Origin of the sequence: Burkholderia cepacia ATCC 25416, from assembly GCF_001411495.1 — a bacterium.
Lineage (GTDB): Bacteria > Pseudomonadota > Gammaproteobacteria > Burkholderiales > Burkholderiaceae > Burkholderia > Burkholderia cepacia.
Genome location: NZ_CP012981.1, coordinates 3,573,743 through 3,593,882, shown reverse-complemented (window position 1 = coordinate 3,593,882; position 20,140 = coordinate 3,573,743). Strand labels below are relative to the sequence as shown.

Below are 20,140 nucleotides of genomic sequence, written 5' to 3'. Positions count from 1 at the left end.
CGCGCATCACCGAAACGCCCCGTGCGGCCCTGCGCCGCCGGGGCGTTTTTCATGCGCCGCTCATTCGGCGGCCGGCGCACGGAACAGCCAGCGGCGCGCGGCCGTGCGCGGTACCGGGCTGCGGCGCCGGAACTCGACGGCGATGCCACGTCGCGGCGCATCGGCGACGAACGCGTCGAGCAGTTCGAGCACGTCGTGATCGATGTAATCGGCGCGTGTCGCGTCGATGATCACCGCGGCCCGGTCGGGGATGTGCCGCAGGTGATGCTTGACCTGCACCTTGCCGAGAAACGACACGTCCTTGCGGAACGACAGCAGGAAGTGGTCGTCGTGCTGCGCGAGCGTCACGGGGCTCTTCAGGTTCGCGACGGCGACGGCCAGCACGCTGCACGCGAGGCCGAGCGCGATGCCGAACAGCAGGTCGACCGCGAGCACGCCGGCGATCGTCGCGGCGAACGGCACGAAGGCGGCCGGCCCCTGTTTCATCACCGAGCGGAACAGCGCCGGTTTCGCCAGCTTGAAGCCGGTATGGATCAGGATCGCGGCTAGGCTCGCGAGCGGGATCAGGTTGATCAGGCCGGTGAGCGCGAACACGCTCGCGAGCAGCAGCATCCCGTGCACGATGGCCGACATCCGGCTTTGCGCGCCCGCGTTGACGTTCACCGAACTGCGCACGATCACCGACGTGATCGGCAGCCCGCCGACCGCGCCCGCGACGAGATTGCCGACGCCCTGGGCCTTGAGTTCGCGATCGGGCTGGGTCGGCCGGCGCTTCGGGTCGATCTGCTCGACGGCTTCGAGGCTCAGCAGCGTCTCGAGGCTCGCGACGACCGCGAGCGTGATCGCGACGCGCCACACGTCCGGATTGACGAGCTGAGCGAAGTTCGGGCCGAGCTCCGCATGCTTGAGCGACGCCGCAAAGGCCGCGAACGAGCCGAGTTCGGGCAGCGTCACGCGATGGGCGGCGCCCGGCGCGACCGACGGTGCGACGATGCTCAGCACGAGCGTGGCGCCGATACCCAGCACGACGACCGCAAGCGGAGCCGGCACCGAGCGCACCAGCGCGAAGCGGCGCAGCGCGGACGTGTCCCACGCGATCAGCAGCGCGAGCGACGCAAGCGCGATGGCCGTGGCGGCCCACGCGACCGGCAGGCCGGGCCAGTTCGCAAACGATTGCGCAGCCGAGCCGCCGATACCGAACGCGAACGGAATCTGTTTCACGATCAGCAGCAGGCCGATCGCGGCGAGCATGCCCTTGATGACGGGTGACGGTACGTAGGCGGCGAAGCGGCCGGCGCGCAGCATGCCGAACCCGAACTGCAGGACGCCGGACAGCAGCACCGCGAGCAGGAATGCGGAGAAGCTGCCGAGTTGTGCGATGCCTTCGACGACGATCACGACGAGGCCGGCGGCCGGCCCGCTGACGGACAGCGACGAGCCGCTCAGCAGCGCGACGACGATGCCGCCGACGATGCCGGATACGAGCCCGGCAAACGGTTCGACACCGGATGCATTGGCGATGCCGAGACACAGCGGCAGCGCGACGAGGAACACGACGACGCCGGCGACGATGTCGCGCGGCAGGGTGGACAGGCGCTGGTTCAGTTTCATGGTCGGGATGATTTCATTGGCTTTGGGGCAGGTCAGCCGAGCGCGCAGGCCGCGACGGCCTGCACGGGTTCGACGTCGGCGGGCGGGGTGGTGTAGCCGGAATCGAGTTCCTTCAGGCGGCCGTCCGCGAGCGAAAAGATCCAGCCGTGCACGAGCGGTGGCCGTTCGCGGCCCCGCACGATCGGGGACGCGCGCAGCAGCCGCACCTGCTCGAGCACGTTGAGTTCGGCGAGGCGGTCGGCGGCGGCCGTGTCGTCGAGCCCGTCCAGCGTGTCACGATGCCGTCGCGCGAGCGCGCACAGCGGCGCGATGCGGCGTGCGACGTGCGGCAGGTCGGACGGCGGCGGCAGCAGCGATGCGCGTACGCCGCCGCACCCGTAGTGCCCGCACACGATCACGTGGTCGACCTGCAGCACGCGCACCGCGTACTCGAGCACGCTGGCGGAATTGTCGTCGTCGGGATGGAACAGGTTCGCGATGTTGCGATGGACGAACAGCTCGCCGGGCGCGCAGTGCGTGATGGTTTCGGCCGGCACGCGGCTGTCGGCGCAGCCGATCCACAGCACGCGCGGGTTCTGGCCGCGCGCGAGTGCGTCGAAGAAACCGGGCGTGTGTTCACGCGTTTCGCGGGCCCAGGCGATGTTGGCAACCAGCATGCTCTTGGGGCGATTCATGAGGACTCCTTTGAGATAAAGGCAATCGAATATCGGCAAAAATGACGAAATGGCATTCTTTCTAAATTGAAAGGTTGAGTTTCGACTGATATTAGGGGTATGCCCTAGCGCTTCGGGGGTGTTGAAACAAATTGTTTCAAATTGGTTTGGCGTAGTGCATTGCATGCACCAACTCACCGCATGATATGCACTGCGTGTGCCTGTTTTCAGGCAAAGGCCCGTATGACGGGGATGTCAGCGAATTGCCATCGGCATGTCATCGATCGGAAAAGATTTCCGTCGCATTTGCCGAATTAATAAGCCGGCGGAAAAAAGGAAATGGCCATTCACGCAATGATTCGTGAATGGCCATCGAGATAATTGCGCGTAAATGCGTAATCGGTCAGAACAGGTTGCGGCGGTCGGGGTCGTGCAACGGGTCGGGTGTTTTCTGCGTGATGCGCAGGATGCCCTGCGGGTCGAAGTAGAAGCTGTACATCATGTACCAGACGTTGTCCTCGAGATACCGGTACGTCCATACCTCGCGCTTCATCAGCGGGAAGTAGGACGTCTCGACGGGGCGTCCGAAGTTGACGAGGACGTCGGTCTTCGTCCACTTGCCGATCTCCGCACGATAGAACTCGCTCGGCTGCAGGACCTGGCGCACGTTGACGATCTTGTGGGCCGCATCGACGTCGGCCGCGACGGTGATCTCGCCCATCGGCTGGGTTGGCCACATCAGGCGCTTGCCGCCGCCGGGCAGGTCGTAGATCTCGCGCGGCGGGCCCATGCGTGCGACGATCGCCGACTCGTCCTGGCCGGCCTGGTATTGCTGCCACGGTTGCGCGCAACCGGTCAGCAGCGCGGCGGCGCTGGCGAGCAGCACCGGCAGGCGCGCGGAAATGCGAATGCGCATGGGGATTCTCCAGAACACGGAAACAAGTCCCGTTTTATCACGGACGGCGAGCGATCGCGCATCGCTTGGAAAAAATCGGTGAGGATCGCCGGCACGGTCACGCTTGCGGGCGGCGGGGGCGCCGGCCTATGATCCGCGCTTCTCGGGCTGATTGAAGGGCAGGTGGCCGATGCAGGGGTGGAAGCGGTGCGCGCTCGCGTTGAGCGCGGGGTGGATGCTGGTGTCGTCCGCATTTGCCGGCGGCGAGCCGGTGCGGATCGCGCTGATCGAAGGGATGTCGGGCCCGTTCGCGAACGCGGGCGCGGCGGTCGAGCGCAACCTGCGCTTCGGCGTCGAGCAGGTGAACGCGGCGGGCGGCGTGAAGCTGCGCGACGGCGCGCACCCGCTCGAACTCGTCGTGCTCGACAGCAAGGGCAGCCCCGAGGAGGCGCTCGTGCAGCTGCGTGCGGCCGCGGATCGCCACATCGGTTTCGTCACGCAGGGCAACAGCTCGGCCGTCGCGGCCGCGCTCGTCGCGGCGCTCGACAAGCTGAACGCGCGCGATCCGGACAACCGGATGCTGTTCCTCAACTATTCGGCCGACGATCCGGCGCTGACCGGCGCGCGCTGCAGTTTCTGGCATTTCCGCTTCGATGCGCACGCCGGCATGCGGATGGCCGCACTCGCGGACGTGATGGCACGCGACCGCGCGCTGCGCAAGGTCTACCTGCTGAACCAGGACTACAGTTTCGGCCACGACGTCAGCACGCTCGCACGGCAGGCGCTGGCCGCGCGGCGCCCGGACGTGACGATCGCCGGCGACGAGTTCCACCCGATCGGCCGGATCAAGGATTTCTCGCCGTATATCGCGAAGATTCGCGCGAGCGGCGCCGACGCCGTCGTGACCGGCAACTGGGGCAACGACCTCACGCTGCTCGTGAAGGCGGCGCGGGAGCAGGGGCTGAATGCGAAGTTCTACACGTTCTACGGCAACAGCCTCGGCGCGCCGGCAGCCCTCGGCGACGCCGGTGTCGGGCGGGTCGTCGCCGTGGCGGACTGGCACCCGAACGCAGGCGGTGCGAAATCGGATGCGTTCTACCGGGCGTTCCGGAACCGTTTTCCGGCCGCCCAGGACGACTATCCGGTGCGGCGGATGAGCCTGATGATCGAGATGCTGGCCGCCGCGATGAACCGTGCGGGTTCGGCCGACCCTGTCGCGGTCGCGCGTGCGCTCGAGGGGCTGTCGTTCGACGACGGCTTCCACGCGTCGCGGATGCGCGCGCAGGATCATCAGTTGATCCAGCCCCTTTACGTGATGGAGATGGACAAGGCCGGCACGCCGGGCGTGCGCTTCGACAACGAGGGGGCGGGCTATGGCTTCCGGACGGTGCTCGCGGTGCCGGCGCAGCGTACCGAGATGCCGTCCGCCTGCTCGATGACACGCCCGTGACAGGGGGCGGTAAGAACGGCGTGGAGTTGTGCTACAATGCCCGCCGGTTGTAAGTCACGGCACGGCCATTCTTCCGTGTCCGCCTGTTCAGTTAGAAAGTAGAAACCAAGGAAATCTCATGTCTGTTGCAGATATCAAGAAGTCGGAAGTCGTTGCTCAGTTCGCCCGCGGTACGAACGACACGGGGTCGCCCGAAGTCCAGGTCGCACTGCTGACCGCACGTATCGTCGAACTGACGGGTCACTTCAAGACCCACGCGAAGGATCACCACAGCCGCCGCGGCCTGCTGCGCATGGTGAGCCGCCGCCGCAAGCTGCTCGACTACCTCAAGGGCAAGGATGCCGACCGTTACCGCGCACTGATCGAGAAGCTGGGTCTGCGTAAGTAATCGAGGCGATTGCCGCCAGCAAGATGCCTGTGTCAGTCCGCTGATACAGGCATTTTGTTTTTGCGCGTTGCGTAGCGTCACACGCATCGCAGGCTGTCCGGCACGACCGTGCGGGGCCGCCGCAACGACTGATACCGGGGCAGGATTTGTGTCATTCCAGCGCGTCGCTGCACGAGTGCCGCGCTGGAATGGCATAAAAAACACACCTTGCTCCGGGTGATTCGGTCGGGACGCCGCCGCGCGGGATGGCCGGCGCGGCGAATGAAATGCATGAATTCAAAGGAGCAACCATGTCCATGTTCAACAAGGTCGTGAAGGAATTCCAGTGGGGCCAGCACAAGGTGCGCCTCGAAACCGGTGAAGTCGCTCGCCAGGCAAGCGGTGCCGTGATCGTCGACGTCGAAGACACCGTCGTGCTGGCAACCGTCGTCGGCGCGAAGTCGGCGAAGCCGGGCCAGGACTTCTTCCCGCTGACCGTCGACTACCTCGAGAAGACCTACTCGGCCGGCAAGATCCCGGGTGGCTTCTTCCGTCGCGAAGGCCGTCCGTCGGAGCACGAGACGCTGACGTCGCGCCTGATCGACCGTCCGCTGCGCCCGCTGTTCCCGGAAGGCTTCTACAACGAAGTCCAGGTCGTGATCCACGTGCTGTCCGTGAACCCGGAAATCCCGGCGGACATCCCCGCGCTGATCGGCGCATCGGCTGCGCTCGCCGTGTCGGGCCTGCCGTTCAACGGCCCGGTCGGTGCTGCGCGCGTTGCCTACATCGACAACGCCTACGTGCTGAACCCGACGCGTGACCAGATCAAGGCATCGAGCCTCGACCTCGTCGTCGCGGGTACGGAGCGTGCGGTGCTGATGGTCGAATCGGAAGCCGACCAGCTGTCGGAAGACGTGATGCTGGGCGCCGTGGTGTTCGGCCACGAGCAGATGCAAGTCGCGATCGACGCGATCCACGAACTGGTGCGCGAAGGAGGCAAGCCCGAGTGGGACTGGCAGCCGGCCCCGAAGAACGAGGCGCTGATCGCACGCGTGACCGAGCTGGCACAGAACGACCTGCTCGCCGCTTACCAGCTGCGCGACAAGCAAGCGCGTTCGGCGAAGCTGAAGGAAGTTTACGCAGCGACCTCGGCGAAGCTCGAGGAAGACGCACTGGCAGCCGGTACGGCAGCGGCCGACAAGGCCACCGTCGGCAACGTGCTGTTCGACATCGAAGCGAAGATCGTCCGTTCGCAGATCCTGAACGGCGAGCCGCGTATCGACGGCCGCGACACGCGCACCGTGCGCCCGATCGAGATCCGTACCGGCGTGCTGCCGCGTACCCACGGCTCGGCGCTGTTCACGCGCGGCGAAACGCAGGCGCTGGTCGTCGCGACGCTCGGCACGAAGGGTGACGAGCAGATCATCGACGCGCTCGAAGGCGAATACCGCGAGCGCTTCATGCTCCACTACAACATGCCCCCGTTCGCGACCGGCGAAACGGGCCGCGTCGGCTCGCCGAAGCGTCGCGAAATCGGCCACGGCCGCCTCGCGAAGCGCGCGCTGGTCAAGTGCCTGCCGAGCGCCGACGAATTCGGCTACTCGATCCGCGTCGTGTCGGAAATCACCGAATCGAACGGTTCGTCGTCGATGGCATCGGTGTGCGGCGGCTGCCTCGCGCTGATGGACGCCGGCGTGCCGATGAAGGCGCACGTCGCGGGTATCGCGATGGGCCTGATCCTCGAAGGCAACAAGTTCGCGGTGCTGACCGACATCCTCGGCGACGAAGATCACCTCGGCGACATGGACTTCAAGGTCGCGGGCACCGAGCAGGGCGTGACCGCGCTGCAGATGGACATCAAGATCCAGGGCATCACGAAGGAAATCATGCAGGTCGCGCTCGCGCAGGCGAAGGAAGGCCGCATGCACATCCTCGGCAAGATGACGTCGGCGGTTTCGGGTGCGAACACGCAACTGTCGGAATTCGCGCCGCGCATGATCACGATCAAGATCAACCCGGAAAAGATCCGCGACGTGATCGGCAAGGGCGGTTCGGTGATCCGCGCGCTGACGGAAGAAACGGGCACGACCATCGACATCTCGGACGACGGCGTCGTGACGATCGCGAGCACGAACAGCGACGGCATGGCCGAAGCGAAGAAGCGCATCGAGCAAATCACGGCCGAGATCGAAGTCGGCCAGGTGTACGAAGGCACGGTTCTGAAGCTGCTCGATTTCGGCGCGATCGTGAACCTGCTGCCGGGCAAGGATGGCCTGCTGCACATCTCGGAAATCGTCAACGAGCGTGTGAAGGACATCAACGACTACCTGAAGGAAGGCCAGCAAGTGAAGGTCAAGGTCATCCAGACGGACGAAAAGGGGCGCGTGCGCCTGTCGGCGAAGGCGCTGCTGAATGAAGCAGCGGCAGCGGCGCAGTCGGATACGCCGCCGCAGCAGTAAGCGGGCAGGCAGACGAACGGCCGGCAGTGCGAAAGCGTGCCGGCCGTTTTTTCTGTAGCATCGTTGTGCGGCGCAGCAGCGCCGGCAACGCGTCCGTGCCGCGTGCGGGCGCACCATCCGATTCCGATCCTGATCCCGGAGCGACCATCACCATGAAAGCCATCGAAATCACCGAATTCGGCGCCCCCGACGTGCTGAAGCTCGCGGAGCGCCCGCGCCCCGAACCGAAGCGCGGCGAAGTGCTGATCAAGGTGGCGGCTTCCGGCGTGAACCGGCCCGACGTGTTTCAGCGCAAGGGCGCGTATGCGCCGCCGCCGGGCGCATCGGATCTGCCGGGCCTCGAGGTCGCGGGTGAGATCGTCGGCGGCGATTTGTCCGACGCGGCGCTGAACCCGTTCGGCCTGAAGCTGGGCGATCGTGTGTGTGCGCTGCTCGCGGGCGGCGGTTATGCCGAGTATGCGGTCGCGCCGCTGCTGCAATGCCTGCCGGTACCCGACGGGCTTACGGATATTGAGGCCGCGTCGCTGCCCGAAACGTTCTTCACCGTATGGAGCAACGTGTTCGACCGTGCGCAGCTCGGCGCGGGCGAGGGCGGCGAGCAGGAGACGCTGCTCGTGCAGGGCGGCTCGAGCGGCATCGGCGTGACGGCGATCCAGATCGCGCATGCGCTCGGCTTTCGCGTGTTCGCGACGGCCGGTACCGCCGACAAGTGCCGCGCGTGCGAGGCGCTCGGCGCCGAACGGGCGATCAACTACAAGACGGAAGACTTCGTCGAGGTCGTGAAGTCGCTGACGCACGATCGCGGCGTCGACGTGATCCTCGACATGGTGGCGGGCTCGTACGTGCCGCGCGAACTGTCCGCACTCGCGGATGGCGGCCGTCTCGTGCTGATCGCGCTGCTCGGCGGCGCGAAGGCCGACGTCAACCTCGGCGAGATCCTGCGTCGCCGGCTGACGATCACGGGTTCGACGCTGCGCCCGCGTCCGGTCGAGTTCAAGGCGCAGATCGCCGCGCAACTGAAGGCGCGCGTGTGGCCGCTGATTGCCGATGGCCGTATCAAGCCGGTGATCTATCGTGTATTGCCGGCCGCGGATGCCGCGCAGGCGCATGCGCTGATGGAAAGCAGCGAGCACACCGGCAAGATCGTCCTGGATTGGGGGGGCGAACGCCTGACGGCCCGTGTGGCCGGGCTTGACATGCGCGGTTTGACCGGTTCAAGCCGTGCGCAGTAAAATCGCGGGTTTGCTTCGCCAGATCAAACCTGACGGCCGGTTTCCGGCACGTTAATGACCAAGCGGTGACGAGACAGACACGATGTCGAAACAGAGAACTAAGCGTGTGATCGGCAACTGGAAGATGCACGGCCGGCTGGCCGGCAACCAGGCGTTGCTGAACGAAGTGGTGCAGGGTGCGGGCGCGGTGGCGGCCGAAACATCGGTCGGCGTGTGCGTGCCGTTCCCGTATCTCGCGCAGGTTCAGGCGCAGCTCGACGGCGGCCGTGTCGCCTGGGGTGCGCAGGACGTGTCGGCGCACGAGCAGGGCGCGTTCACCGGCGAAGTGGCGGCCGCGATGGTCGCGGAGTTCGGCGCACGCTATGCGATCGTCGGTCATTCGGAGCGTCGCGCGTATCACGGCGAGCGCAACGAGACGGTCGCGGCGAAGACGCAGCGCGCGCTCGCGGCGGGGCTCACGCCGGTCGTGTGTGTCGGCGAGACGCTCGACGAGCGCGAGTCGGGGGCGACCGAGCAGGTGGTCGGTGCGCAGCTCGACGCAGTACTGGCCGTGCTGACGGCCGACGAGGCTGCGCGCATCGTCGTCGCGTACGAGCCGGTCTGGGCGATCGGCACGGGCAAGAGCGCGACGTCGGCGCAGGCACAGGACGTGCATGCGTTCCTGCGTGGGCGTCTCGCGGCAAAGGGTGCGGCGGACGTGTCCGTGTTGTACGGCGGCAGCGTGAAGCCGGACAACGCGGAAGAGCTGTTCGCGCAGCCGGACATCGACGGTGGCCTGATCGGCGGCGCGTCGCTGAAGGCGGAAGATTTCCTGGCGATCTGCCGGGCCGCGCGATAAGCGGTCCGGGATCGAATTGAACCATGAGGGCGGCCGGTCGTTCCGGTCGCCCGATCCAATCGGGTGGGTGTGATGCTGTTATTCAAGACGCTGATTATTGTGGTGCAGGTGCTGTCTGCACTCGGTGTGATTGGACTCGTGCTGCTGCAGCACGGCAAGGGTGCCGACATGGGTGCTGCGTTTGGCAGCGGCGCGTCGGGCAGCCTGTTCGGTGCCACGGGGTCGGCAAACTTCCTGTCGCGTACGACGGGCATTCTCGCGACGATCTTCTTCGTCGCAACGCTGGCGCTGACGTATCTCGGTTCGTACAAGTCGACGCCGTCGGCCGGTGTGCTCGGCACGGCAGCGACCGCACCGGCATCGGCACCTGCAGCATCGGCGCCGGTAGTCGCGGCATCCGCCGCCGTTGCGGGTTCGGCTGCGAGCGCGCCGGGCCAGGATGTCCCGAAATAAAAAGTTAAAATTTTTGCGATTGTGCGTTGAACAATTCCGGGACTCGGGTTAGAATTTAATTCTTGAAGCGATTCGCGGGAAACAAGTAGTTACAACCCCGGTTGCATGCAGTGCCGACGTGGTGAAATTGGTAGACACGCTATCTTGAGGGGGTAGTGGCGAAAGCTGTGCGAGTTCGAGTCTCGCCGTCGGCACCAAAGTTACTCAATGCCAGCCGCTTCTAGTGGCTGGCATTTTTCATTTCTGGGGTGTGCTTGCGGTTGTCTTGCGATCGCGTGCACTCCGAAATGATTCCTTCCGCCGGAAGTGGTATTCTCCGGACGCTCAGAACCAACCGATAGAGGATTGCCTTGAACCTCGCAGCCTATTACCCCGTCTTGTTGTTCCTCCTCGTGGGCACTGGTTTAGGTATAGCGCTGGTCAGCATCGGCAAGCTTCTTGGTCCCAACAAGCCGGACGTCGAGAAGAACGCACCGTACGAGTGCGGCTTCGAAGCCTTTGAAGACGCCCGGATGAAATTCGACGTCCGGTACTACCTCGTCGCCATCCTGTTCATCATCTTCGATCTCGAAACCGCATTCCTGTTTCCGTGGGGCGTCGCGCTCCGGGACATCGGCTGGCCGGGTTTCATCGCAATGATGATTTTTCTGCTCGAATTCCTGCTGGGCTTTGCCTATATCTGGAAGAAAGGCGGCCTCGACTGGGAGTGATGGGTTAATCGCCGGTTTGCATGGGCGGCCACGCTCGGTCGCTCGTCTGGAGTGGAAAGCAAATGAGTATCGAAGGGGTCTTGAAGGAAGGGTTTGTCACCACGACGGCTGACAAGCTGATCAACTGGACGCGTACCGGCTCGCTGTGGCCGATGACGTTCGGGCTCGCGTGTTGCGCCGTCGAAATGATGCATGCGGGCGCGGCCCGTTACGACCTGGACCGGTTCGGCGTCGTGTTCCGCCCGAGCCCGCGCCAGTCGGACGTGATGATCGTCGCCGGCACGCTCTGCAACAAGATGGCGCCCGCGCTGCGCCGCGTGTACGACCAGATGGCCGAGCCGCGCTGGGTGATCTCGATGGGGTCGTGCGCGAACGGCGGTGGCTACTACCACTACTCGTACTCGGTGGTTCGCGGCTGCGACCGGATCGTACCGGTCGACGTCTATGTGCCGGGCTGTCCGCCCACGGCCGAGGCGCTGGTCTACGGCGTGATCCAGCTTCAGGCGAAGATCCGCCGCACCAATACCATCGCCCGTCAATAAAGCCCCGAGCGTCCCCTCAATATGGCAAGCAAAATCGAGACCCTCAAGGCAAACCTCGAAGCCGCGCTCGGCGCGCGCGTGGTGAGCCTCACCGAAGCGATCGGTGAACTGACGCTCGTCGTGAAGGCGAGCGATTACCTCGAAGTCGCAAAGACGCTGCGCGACGATCCGAAGCTCCGTTTCGAGCAGCTGATCGACCTGTGCGGCGTCGACTACCAGACCTTCGGCGACGGCGCCTACGACGGCCCGCGTTTCGCGGCCGTGTCGCACCTGCTGTCGGTCACGAACAACTGGCGTCTGCGCCTGCGCGCATTCGCGCCGGACGACGACCTGCCGATCGTGGCATCGCTGGTCGACATCTGGACTTCCGCGAACTGGTACGAGCGCGAAGCGTTCGACCTGTACGGTATCGTGTTCGAAGGCCACCCCGACCTGCGCCGCATCCTCACCGACTACGGCTTCATCGGCCACCCGTTCCGCAAGGACTTCCCGGTGTCGGGCTACGTCGAAATGCGTTACGACCCGGAAGAGAAGCGGGTCGTGTACCAGCCGGTGACGATCGAGCCGCGCGAAATCACGCCGCGCGTGATCCGCGAGGATCGCTATGGCGGTCTGAAACATTAAGGGGGCGTCATGGCAGAAATCAAGAACTACACGCTCAACTTCGGCCCGCAGCACCCGGCAGCGCACGGCGTGCTGCGCCTCGTGCTCGAGCTCGACGGCGAAGTCATTCAGCGTGCCGATCCGCACATCGGCCTGCTGCACCGCGCGACGGAAAAGCTCGCGGAATCCAAAACATTCATCCAGTCCGTGCCGTACATGGACCGTCTCGACTACGTGTCGATGATGGTCAACGAGCACGGCTACGTGCTCGCGATCGAAAAGCTGCTCGGCATCGAAGTGCCTGAGCGCGCCCAGTACATCCGCGTGCTGTTCGACGAGATCACGCGCGTGCTGAACCACCTGATGTGGATCGGCGCGCACGCACTCGACGTCGGCGCGATGGCGGTGTTCCTGTACGCATTCCGCGAACGCGAAGACCTGATGGACGTGTACGAAGCGGTGTCCGGTGCCCGGATGCACGCGGCGTACTACCGTCCGGGCGGCGTCTACCGCGACCTGCCTGACGCAATGCCGCAATACAAGGCGTCGAAGATTCGCAACGAGAAGGCGCTCGCGAAGATGAACGAAGCGCGCAGCGGCTCGGTGCTCGACTTCATCGACGACTTCTTCACGCGCTTCCCGAAGTGCGTCGACGAATACGAAACGCTGCTCACCGACAACCGGATCTGGAAGCAGCGTCTGGTCGGGATCGGCGTGGTCAGCCCGGAACGTGCGCTGCAGATGGGCCTGACGGGCCCGATGCTGCGCGGCTCGGGCATCGCCTGGGACCTGCGCAAGAAGCAGCCGTACGAAGTGTACGATCGCATGGATTTCGACGTGCCGGTCGGCGTGAATGGCGATTGCTACGACCGCTACCTGGTTCGCGTCGAAGAAATGCGCCAGTCGATCCGTATCGCGAAACAGTGTATTGAGTGGCTCCGCAAGAATCCGGGCCCGGTGATGACCGACAATCACAAGGTTGCACCGCCGTCGCGCGTCGGCATGAAGACCAACATGGAAGACTTGATTCACCACTTCAAGCTCTTCACCGAAGGTTTCCATGTGCCGGAAGGCGAAGCGTACGCGGCGGTCGAGCATCCGAAGGGTGAGTTCGGCATCTACCTCGTGTCGGACGGTGCCAACAAGCCGTATCGCCTCAAGATTCGCGCACCGGGTTTCGCGCACCTGGCGTCGCTCGACGAAATGGCGCGCGGTCACATGATCGCCGACGCCGTCACGATCATCGGTACGCAGGACATCGTGTTCGGCGAAATCGATCGCTAATGGTTGCGCCGCCCGTTTGTCGCGGGCGGCGAGCGGTAAGTCACACGCGAAGTCACATGCTGCATGCGCTGAACCGGCGCGGCTTCGCAAGCTGTCAACAGAGTGAGCGCCAGGTCTGCCGTCCATGCACCCCAGTGTGCGGCAGGTTGTTCGTTCGGTAGGAATTGAAAGAGTCGTGTCTGAAAATGATCTCAGCTGAAGGCCTGAAGGAAATCGATCGAGCGTTGACGAAGTATCCCGCCGATCAGAAACAGTCCGCCGTGATGTCGGCGTTGGCCGTTGCTCAGGAAGAGCACGGCTGGCTGTCGCCCGAACTGATGCAGTTCGTTGCGGACTATCTCGGCATGCCGGCCGTTGCCGTGCAGGAAGTCGCGACGTTCTACACGATGTACGAGCTCAACCCGGTCGGCAAGCACAAGATCACGCTCTGTACGAACCTGCCGTGCCAGCTTGGCCCGCACGGCGGCGCGGAAGCGACTGCCGACTACCTGAAACAGAAGCTGGGCATCGGCTTCGGCGAAACCACGCCTGACGGCAAGTTCACGCTGAAGGAAGGCGAATGCATGGGCTCGTGCGGCGATGCGCCGGTGCTGCTGGTGAACAATCACAGAATGTGCAGCTTCATGAGCCGCGAGAAGATCGACCAGCTGCTTGAGGAGCTCTCGAAATGACGTCCCTCCACGACCGTCACATCAAACCGCTGATCCTCGCTGGTCTGAACGGCGAGAACTGGCATCTCGAAGATTACGTCGCGCGCGGCGGCTACAAGCAGCTGCGCCGCATTCTCGAAGAAAAGATTCCGCCCGAGCAGGTGATCGCCGACGTCAAGGCGTCGGGCCTGCGCGGCCGCGGCGGTGCGGGTTTTCCGACCGGCCTGAAGTGGAGCTTCATGCCGCGCCAGTTCCCGGGGCAGAAGTACCTCGTCTGCAACTCGGACGAAGGCGAGCCGGGTACGTTCAAGGATCGCGACATCCTGCGCTGGAACCCGCACGCGCTGATCGAAGGCATGGCCATCGGCGCGTACGCGATGGGCATTACCGTCGGCTACAACTACATCCACGGCGAAATCTTCGAAGTGTATCGACGCTTCGAGGCCGCGCTCGATGAAGCGCGTGCAGCGGGTTTCCTCGGCGACAACATCATGGGCTCGGAATTCTCGTTCCAGCTGCACGCGCACCACGGTTACGGCGCGTACATCTGCGGCGAGGAAACGGCGCTGCTCGAATCGCTCGAAGGCAAGAAGGGCCAGCCGCGCTTCAAGCCGCCGTTCCCGGCGAGCTTCGGCGTGTACGGCAAGCCGACCACGATCAACAACACCGAGACGTTCGCCGCGGTGCCGTTCCTGCTGTCCATCGGGCCGCAGAATTACCTCGAGATCGGCAAGCCGAACAACGGCGGCACGAAGATTTTCTCGGTGTCGGGCGACGTCGAGCGTCCGGGCAACTACGAAGTGCCGCTCGGCACGCCGTTCGCGACGCTGATGGAGCTCGCCGGCGGGATGCGCGGCGGCAAGAAGATCAAGGCCGTGATTCCGGGCGGGTCGTCGGCACCGGTGATCCCGGGCGACATCATGATGCAGACGGATCTCGACTACGATTCGATCGCGAAGGCGGGCTCGATGCTCGGTTCCGGCGCGGTGATCGTGATGGACGAGACGCGCTGCATGGTGCGCTCGCTGCTGCGCCTGTCGTACTTCTACTACGAGGAATCGTGCGGCCAGTGCACGCCGTGTCGTGAAGGCACCGGCTGGCTGTATCGCGTCGTGAACCGTATCGAGCACGGCGAAGGGCGCCAGGAAGATCTGGATCTGCTGAACTCGGTGGCCGAGAACATCATGGGCCGCACGATCTGTGCACTCGGCGATGCGGCGGCGATGCCGGTACGCGGGATGCTCAAGCACTACTGGGACGAATTCGCGTACCACGTCGAGCACAAGCACTGCATGGTCGGCGGCCACGCGCACGCGGCGGCGGCCTGAAGCGAACCCGGTTGCGGAATTTGAGCGCACGGTCGGGCGAAGGCGCGAACGGGCGGAAATAGGTTAAGGACCATTCACCATCATGGTTGAACTTGAAATAGACGGCAAGAAGGTCGAGGTGCCCGAAGGCAGCATGGTGATCCAGGCTGCGCACAAGGCGGATACGTACATTCCTCACTTCTGCTATCACAAGAAACTGTCGGTTGCGGCCAACTGCCGGATGTGTCTCGTCGAAGTCGAGAAGATGCCGAAGGCCGTGCCTGCCTGCGCGACTCCCGTGTCGGCCGGCATGATCGTCCATACGCAATCCGACAAGGCCGTGAAGGCGCAGCAGTCGGTGATGGAATTCCTCCTCATCAACCATCCGCTCGACTGCCCGATCTGCGATCAGGGCGGCGAATGCCAGCTGCAGGATCTGGCGGTCGGCTACGGCAAGTCGTCGTCGCGTTACTCGGAAGAAAAGCGCGTGGTGTTCCACAAGAACGTGGGCCCGCTGATCTCGATGGAAGAGATGTCGCGCTGCATCCACTGCACGCGCTGCGTCCGCTTCGGCCAGGAAATCGCCGGCGTGATGGAGTTCGGCATGCTGGGCCGCGGCGAGCACTCGGAAATCACGACGTTCGTCGGCAAGACGGTCGATTCCGAAATGTCGGGCAACATGATCGACCTGTGCCCGGTCGGCGCGCTGACCAGCAAGCCGTTCCGCTACAGCGCCCGTACGTGGGAACTGTCGCGCCGCAAGTCGGTGAGCCCGCACGATTCCGTCGGCGCGAACCTCGTCGTGCAGGTGAAGAACAACCGCGTGATGCGCGTGCTGCCGTTCGAGAACGAAGCGATCAACGAATGCTGGATCTCGGACAAGGACCGCTTCTCGTATGAAGGCCTCAACAGCGAAGAGCGCCTGACGAAGCCGATGCTGAAGCAGGGCGGCCAGTGGATCGAAACCGACTGGCAGACCGCGCTCGAATACGTCGCGAAGGGCCTGAAGGGCATCGCCGCGGATCACGGCGCGAACGCGCTGGCGATGCTCGCGAGCGCGCACAGCACCGCCGAAGAGCTGTTCCTCGTGAAGCAGCTCGCCAACGAACTGAAGACGCCGAACGTCGATTTCCGTCTGCGTCAGCAGGATTTCTCGGCGCCGGTCCAGGGCGCACCGTGGCTCGGCATGCCGATCGCCGACCTGTCGAACGTGGATGCCGCGTTCGTCGTCGGTTCGTTCCTGCGCCGCGACCACCCGCTGTTTGCCGCCCGCCTGCGTCAGGCCGCGAAGAACGGCGCGAAGCTGCACTTCCTGCACGCGACCGGTGACGACGCACTGATCCCGACCGCGCAGCGCATCGTTGCCGCGCCGTCGGCATGGCTCGACCAGCTGGCCGGCATCGCTGCCGCGGTCGCGCAACTGCGCGGCGTCGCGCTGCCCGACGCACTGGCTGGCGTTACCGCATCGCCGGCCGCGCAGGCTGTCGCCCAGTCGCTCGCGAACGGCGAACGCCGTGCGGTGCTGCTCGGCAACGTCGCGGTCCGCCATCCGGAATTCGCGAAGCTGCACGCCGTCGCCAAGTGGATCGCCGACAACACCGGCGCCACGTTCGGCTTCCTGACGGAAGCGGCGAACACGGTCGGCGCGCACGTCGTCGGCGCACTGCCGGGCGAAGGCGGCTTGAACGCACGTGAAGCGTTCGCGCAGCCGCGCAAGGGCTACGTGCTGCTGAACGTCGAGCCGGAATTCGACACCGCTGATCCGGCACAGGCGCTGGCCGCGCTGAACCAGGCGGAAATGGTCGTCGTGATGTCGCCGTTCAAGCACGGCCTCGACTACGCCGACGTGCTGCTGCCGGTCGCGCCGTTCACGGAAACGGCCGGCACGTACGTGAATGCGGAAGGCACCGTGCAGAGCTTCAACGGCGTCGTGCGCCCGCTCGGCGACACGCGTCCGGGCTGGAAGGTGCTGCGCGTGCTCGGCAGCCTGCTCGGCCTGCCGAACTTCGAATACGAGACCGCGGAAGAAGTGCGTCTCGCTGCGCTCGGCGACGCCGGCGTCGCGGGCCGCCTGTCGAACCAGACGTCGGTCGCGCCGGTGCGCGCCGCCGCGAATGCCGCGAACGGCGGCTTCGAGCGTCTGGCCGATGTGCCGATCTATCACGCCGACGCGCTCGTGCGCCGCGCAGGTGCGCTGCACCTGACGGCCGCCGCGAAGGCGGCGAATGCCGCAGCCCTGCCGGCCGCGCTGTTCGACAAGCTGGGCTTGAAGGAAGGCGACGCGGTGCGCGTGCGCCAGGGCGAGCGTGCGGTGCAGTTGCCGGCCGTGCGCGACGCGAATCTTGCGGAGACGGTCGTTCGCGTGTCGGCGGCAACGCCTGCCGGCGCAGCGCTCGGCAGCCTGTCCGGTGAACTGGTGGTGGAGAAGGCGTAAATGAGCTTGTTCGATACGATCAACGCGGGCGGGTCCCAGCTTCTCGGCTTCGCATGGCCGACGGTGTGGGCCGTCGTGCGCATCCTCGTCGTCTCCGTCGTCATCCTGCTGTGCGTCGCGTACCTGATTCTGTGGGAACGCAAGCTGATCGGCTGGATGCACGTGCGTCTCGGCCCGAACCGCGTCGGCCCCGGCGGCCTGCTGCAGCCGATCGCCGACGTGCTGAAGCTGCTGCTGAAGGAAGTCATTCAGCCGAGCGCCGCCAGCCGCTGGCTGTACCTGATCGCGCCGGTGATGACCGTCGTGCCGGCGTTCGCCGTGTGGGCCGTGATCCCGTTCCAGGCCGAAGCGGTCCTCGCGAACGTGAACGCGGGCCTGCTGTACGCGATGGCGATCTCGTCGATCGGCGTGTATGCGGTGATTCTCGCGGGCTGGGCGTCGAACTCGAAGTACGCGTTCCTCGGCGCGATGCGCGCCGCGGCACAGATGGTGTCGTACGAAATCTCGATGGGCTTCGCGCTGGTGCTGGTGCTGATGACGGCCGGCAGCCTGAACCTGTCGGAAATCGTGGGTTCGCAACAGCACGGTTTCTTCGCCGGCCACGGCGTGAACTTCCTGTCGTGGAACTGGCTGCCGCTGCTGCCGGCGTTCGTCGTCTACTTCATTTCGGGCATCGCCGAAACGAACCGCCACCCGTTCGACGTGGTGGAAGGGGAGTCGGAAATCGTTGCCGGTCACATGATCGATTACTCGGGCATGGCGTTCGCGCTGTTCTTCCTCGCCGAGTACATCAACATGATCGTGATCTCGGCGCTGGCTGCGACGCTGTTCCTCGGTGGCTGGGACGCACCGTTCGAATTCCTGTCGTTCATCCCGGGCATCTTCTGGCTGGTGCTGAAGGTCTTCGCACTGCTGTCGGTGTTCATCTGGGTCCGCGCGACGTTCCCGCGCTACCGTTACGACCAGATCATGCGTCTGGGCTGGAAGGTGTTCCTGCCCGTCACGGTGATCTGGGTGGTCGTGGTCGGCTGCTGGATGATGTCGCCGCTGAACATCTGGGTGAAGTAAGGACGAAATCATGACGGCTATCCAACACTTCTTTAAGACTTTCTTCCTGACCGAGCTGCTGAAGGGGCTCGCGCTGACCGGTCGTTACACGTTCAAGCGCAAGTTCACCGTGCAGTTCCCGGAAGAGAAGACCCCGATTTCGCCGCGGTTCCGCGGGCTGCATGCGCTGCGCCGCTATGAAAACGGCGAAGAGCGCTGCATCGCGTGCAAGCTCTGCGAGGCCGTGTGCCCCGCGATGGCGATCACGATCGAATCGGAAACGCGCGCGGACAACACGCGCCGCACGACGCGCTACGACATCGACCTGACGAAGTGCATCTTCTGCGGTTTCTGCGAAGAGAGCTGCCCGGTCGATTCGATCGTCGAGACGCAGATTCTCGAGTACCACGGCGAAAAGCGCGGCGATCTGTATTTCACGAAGGAAATGCTGCTCGCGGTGGGCGATCGCTACGAGAAGGACATCGCCGCGGCGAAGGCTGCCGACGCGCCGTATCGTTGATTGTGTTTGCAGTGCCGGCCCGAAGCCTGGGCCGAGCCGCCGCGACGGGTGCGGGCGTCCCGCAAGCCGCGCCTGACTATGGCCTAACGATGAACCGGTAATCATGGAATTCACGACCGTACTGTTCTACATCTTCGCGCTGCTCCTGGTGGTATCAGGGCTGAAGGTGATCACTTCGCGCAACCCGGTGGCGTCTGCGCTTTTCCTTGTGCTGGCGTTCTTCAACGCCGCCGCGATCTGGATGCTGCTGGAAGCGGAGTTCCTCGCGATCCTGCTGGTGCTGGTCTACGTGGGCGCCGTGATGGTGCTGTTCCTGTTCGTCGTGATGATGCTGGACATCAACATCGACTACCTGCGCCGCGACTTCAAGCGCTTCGTCCCGATGGCGACCGTGGTCGGCGCGATCATCGTGATCGAAACCGCGCTGATCCTGTGGCGCGGTTACGGCGACACGCAGACGGTGCACGCGATGGCGACGGGCGAAATGGCCAACTGGTCGAACACGCGACTGATCGGCAAGGTGATCTACACCGACTACATCTTCGCGTTTGAAATCGCCGGCCTCGTGCTGCTGGTCGCGATCATTGCCGCGATCGGGCTGACCGAGCGCAAGGGCAAGGACAGCAAGCGCCAGCGCGTGTCGGATCAGGTCAAGGTGCGCCGCAACGACCGTGTGCGCCTCGTGAAGATGGAAGCGGACAAGCCGCAGCCGGAAACGGCGCAGAGCGAAGCCGGTTCGGGCACCAACGGCTAAGCGGAGGAAAGGAAAACCATGCTGACTCTTGCTCATTACCTCGTGCTCGGCGCGATCCTCTTTGCGATCGCGATCGTCGGGATCTTCCTGAACCGCCGCAACGTCATCATCATCCTGATGTCGATCGAACTGATGCTGCTGGCGGTGAATACCAACTTCGTCGCGTTCTCGCACTACCTCGGCGATGTGCACGGCCAGATCTTCGTGTTCTTCGTGCTGACGGTCGCCGCAGCGGAAGCCGCGATCGGCCTCGCGATTCTGGTGACCCTGTTCCGTAAGCTCGACACGATCAATGTCGAGGATCTCGATCAGCTCAAAGGTTAATTTCAGG

Annotated in this window: 19 protein-coding genes, 1 tRNA gene and 1 pseudogene; 18 read left to right on the top strand and 3 right to left on the bottom strand. The window is 64.6% G+C overall.

What is annotated here, in order from left to right:
- Positions 1-60: 60 nt before the first annotated feature.
- From APZ15_RS16630 to APZ15_RS16620, 3 genes are all read right to left on the bottom strand, one after another.
- Positions 61-1,611: a SulP family inorganic anion transporter gene (locus tag APZ15_RS16630; RefSeq protein WP_027786862.1), complete on the bottom strand. Its 1,551-nt coding sequence runs from the start codon at positions 1,609-1,611 to the stop codon at positions 61-63.
- 32 nt (positions 1,612-1,643) lie between these two features.
- Positions 1,644-2,285 (bottom strand): carbonic anhydrase, encoded by a 642-nt coding sequence (locus APZ15_RS16625; protein WP_027786863.1) that lies wholly within the window; start codon positions 2,283-2,285, stop codon positions 1,644-1,646.
- A 382-nt stretch (positions 2,286-2,667) separates the two neighbouring features.
- A complete protein-coding gene (locus APZ15_RS16620; protein ID WP_027786864.1) occupies positions 2,668-3,180 on the bottom strand; it encodes a hypothetical protein in 513 nt (170 codons plus the stop codon).
- Positions 3,181-3,349: 169 nt separating this feature from the next.
- Between APZ15_RS16620 and APZ15_RS16615 the strand changes: the two genes are divergently transcribed.
- From APZ15_RS16615 to nuoK, 18 genes and pseudogenes are all read left to right on the top strand, one after another.
- Positions 3,350-4,609, top strand: a complete 1,260-nt coding sequence (locus tag APZ15_RS16615) for a branched-chain amino acid ABC transporter substrate-binding protein (RefSeq protein WP_027786865.1) — start codon at positions 3,350-3,352, stop codon at positions 4,607-4,609.
- Between the two features lie 118 nt (positions 4,610-4,727).
- Entirely contained in the window at positions 4,728-4,997 is a 270-nt protein-coding gene (rpsO, locus tag APZ15_RS16610; RefSeq protein ID WP_006398792.1) for a 30S ribosomal protein S15, read from the top strand.
- Positions 4,998-5,287: 290 nt separating this feature from the next.
- Positions 5,288-7,435: a polyribonucleotide nucleotidyltransferase gene (gene pnp / locus APZ15_RS16605; protein ID WP_027786866.1), complete on the top strand. Its 2,148-nt coding sequence runs from the start codon at positions 5,288-5,290 to the stop codon at positions 7,433-7,435.
- A gap of 152 nt (positions 7,436-7,587) precedes the next feature.
- Positions 7,588-8,595, top strand: a pseudogene (locus APZ15_RS16600) (NAD(P)H-quinone oxidoreductase); the annotation flags it as partial.
- A 154-nt stretch (positions 8,596-8,749) separates the two neighbouring features.
- On the top strand, positions 8,750-9,505 hold the full coding sequence (tpiA, locus tag APZ15_RS16595) for a triose-phosphate isomerase (protein WP_021162811.1): 756 nt from the start codon (positions 8,750-8,752) through the stop codon (positions 9,503-9,505).
- Positions 9,506-9,577: 72 nt separating this feature from the next.
- Positions 9,578-9,958, top strand: a complete 381-nt coding sequence (secG, locus tag APZ15_RS16590) for a preprotein translocase subunit SecG (RefSeq protein ID WP_027786867.1) — start codon at positions 9,578-9,580, stop codon at positions 9,956-9,958.
- Positions 9,959-10,070: 112 nt separating this feature from the next.
- A tRNA-Leu gene (locus APZ15_RS16585) sits at positions 10,071-10,155 on the top strand.
- Between the two features lie 153 nt (positions 10,156-10,308).
- Positions 10,309-10,668, top strand: coding sequence for an NADH-quinone oxidoreductase subunit A (locus tag APZ15_RS16580; protein WP_006398798.1), 360 nt, complete (start codon positions 10,309-10,311; stop codon positions 10,666-10,668).
- A gap of 62 nt (positions 10,669-10,730) precedes the next feature.
- Positions 10,731-11,210, top strand: a complete 480-nt coding sequence (locus tag APZ15_RS16575) for a NuoB/complex I 20 kDa subunit family protein (protein WP_006398799.1) — start codon at positions 10,731-10,733, stop codon at positions 11,208-11,210.
- 21 nt (positions 11,211-11,231) lie between these two features.
- Positions 11,232-11,834, top strand: a complete 603-nt coding sequence (locus APZ15_RS16570; protein ID WP_006478264.1) for an NADH-quinone oxidoreductase subunit C — start codon at positions 11,232-11,234, stop codon at positions 11,832-11,834.
- 9 nt (positions 11,835-11,843) lie between these two features.
- Entirely contained in the window at positions 11,844-13,097 is a 1,254-nt protein-coding gene (locus APZ15_RS16565) for an NADH-quinone oxidoreductase subunit D (protein ID WP_006478265.1), read from the top strand.
- A 185-nt stretch (positions 13,098-13,282) separates the two neighbouring features.
- Positions 13,283-13,768, top strand: coding sequence for an NADH-quinone oxidoreductase subunit NuoE (nuoE, locus tag APZ15_RS16560; protein WP_006756903.1), 486 nt, complete (start codon positions 13,283-13,285; stop codon positions 13,766-13,768).
- The gene (gene nuoF / locus APZ15_RS16555) at positions 13,765-15,075 is read left to right on the top strand and encodes an NADH-quinone oxidoreductase subunit NuoF (protein ID WP_006478267.1); all 1,311 of its coding nucleotides are present in this window, start codon (positions 13,765-13,767) and stop codon (positions 15,073-15,075) included. Before nuoE ends, nuoF begins: the two co-directional genes overlap by 4 nt.
- 82 nt (positions 15,076-15,157) lie before the next feature.
- Complete coding sequence (gene nuoG / locus APZ15_RS16550; RefSeq protein WP_027786868.1) at positions 15,158-17,488, top strand: NADH-quinone oxidoreductase subunit NuoG; 2,331 nt, start codon at positions 15,158-15,160, stop codon at positions 17,486-17,488.
- Positions 17,489-18,556: an NADH-quinone oxidoreductase subunit NuoH gene (nuoH, locus tag APZ15_RS16545; protein WP_027786869.1), complete on the top strand. Its 1,068-nt coding sequence runs from the start codon at positions 17,489-17,491 to the stop codon at positions 18,554-18,556.
- A gap of 10 nt (positions 18,557-18,566) precedes the next feature.
- A complete protein-coding gene (nuoI, locus tag APZ15_RS16540; protein WP_009691265.1) occupies positions 18,567-19,055 on the top strand; it encodes an NADH-quinone oxidoreductase subunit NuoI in 489 nt (162 codons plus the stop codon).
- Positions 19,056-19,158: 103 nt separating this feature from the next.
- A complete protein-coding gene (locus APZ15_RS16535; RefSeq protein ID WP_021162815.1) occupies positions 19,159-19,809 on the top strand; it encodes an NADH-quinone oxidoreductase subunit J in 651 nt (216 codons plus the stop codon).
- 18 nt (positions 19,810-19,827) lie between these two features.
- Positions 19,828-20,133, top strand: a complete 306-nt coding sequence (nuoK, locus tag APZ15_RS16530; RefSeq protein WP_006478272.1) for an NADH-quinone oxidoreductase subunit NuoK — start codon at positions 19,828-19,830, stop codon at positions 20,131-20,133.
- The last annotated feature ends 7 nt before the right edge of the window (positions 20,134-20,140 follow it).

What these genes read in the sequence shown, in the direction of transcription:
- APZ15_RS16630 (WP_027786862.1), bottom strand. Translation starts at nt 1,611, where the DNA reads ATGAAACTGAACCAGCGCCTGTCCACCCTGCCGCGCGACATCGTCGCC.
- APZ15_RS16625 (WP_027786863.1), bottom strand. Translation starts at nt 2,285, where the DNA reads ATGAATCGCCCCAAGAGCATGCTGGTTGCCAACATCGCCTGGGCCCGC.
- APZ15_RS16620 (WP_027786864.1), bottom strand. Translation starts at nt 3,180, where the DNA reads ATGCGCATTCGCATTTCCGCGCGCCTGCCGGTGCTGCTCGCCAGCGCC.
- APZ15_RS16615 (WP_027786865.1), top strand. Translation starts at nt 3,350, where the DNA reads ATGCAGGGGTGGAAGCGGTGCGCGCTCGCGTTGAGCGCGGGGTGGATG.
- rpsO (WP_006398792.1), top strand. Translation starts at nt 4,728, where the DNA reads ATGTCTGTTGCAGATATCAAGAAGTCGGAAGTCGTTGCTCAGTTCGCC.
- pnp (WP_027786866.1), top strand. Translation starts at nt 5,288, where the DNA reads ATGTCCATGTTCAACAAGGTCGTGAAGGAATTCCAGTGGGGCCAGCAC.
- tpiA (WP_021162811.1), top strand. Translation starts at nt 8,750, where the DNA reads ATGTCGAAACAGAGAACTAAGCGTGTGATCGGCAACTGGAAGATGCAC.
- secG (WP_027786867.1), top strand. Translation starts at nt 9,578, where the DNA reads ATGCTGTTATTCAAGACGCTGATTATTGTGGTGCAGGTGCTGTCTGCA.
- APZ15_RS16575 (WP_006398799.1), top strand. Translation starts at nt 10,731, where the DNA reads ATGAGTATCGAAGGGGTCTTGAAGGAAGGGTTTGTCACCACGACGGCT.
- APZ15_RS16570 (WP_006478264.1), top strand. Translation starts at nt 11,232, where the DNA reads ATGGCAAGCAAAATCGAGACCCTCAAGGCAAACCTCGAAGCCGCGCTC.
- APZ15_RS16565 (WP_006478265.1), top strand. Translation starts at nt 11,844, where the DNA reads ATGGCAGAAATCAAGAACTACACGCTCAACTTCGGCCCGCAGCACCCG.
- nuoE (WP_006756903.1), top strand. Translation starts at nt 13,283, where the DNA reads ATGATCTCAGCTGAAGGCCTGAAGGAAATCGATCGAGCGTTGACGAAG.
- nuoF (WP_006478267.1), top strand. Translation starts at nt 13,765, where the DNA reads ATGACGTCCCTCCACGACCGTCACATCAAACCGCTGATCCTCGCTGGT.
- nuoG (WP_027786868.1), top strand. Translation starts at nt 15,158, where the DNA reads ATGGTTGAACTTGAAATAGACGGCAAGAAGGTCGAGGTGCCCGAAGGC.
- nuoH (WP_027786869.1), top strand. Translation starts at nt 17,489, where the DNA reads ATGAGCTTGTTCGATACGATCAACGCGGGCGGGTCCCAGCTTCTCGGC.
- nuoI (WP_009691265.1), top strand. Translation starts at nt 18,567, where the DNA reads ATGACGGCTATCCAACACTTCTTTAAGACTTTCTTCCTGACCGAGCTG.
- APZ15_RS16535 (WP_021162815.1), top strand. Translation starts at nt 19,159, where the DNA reads ATGGAATTCACGACCGTACTGTTCTACATCTTCGCGCTGCTCCTGGTG.
- nuoK (WP_006478272.1), top strand. Translation starts at nt 19,828, where the DNA reads ATGCTGACTCTTGCTCATTACCTCGTGCTCGGCGCGATCCTCTTTGCG.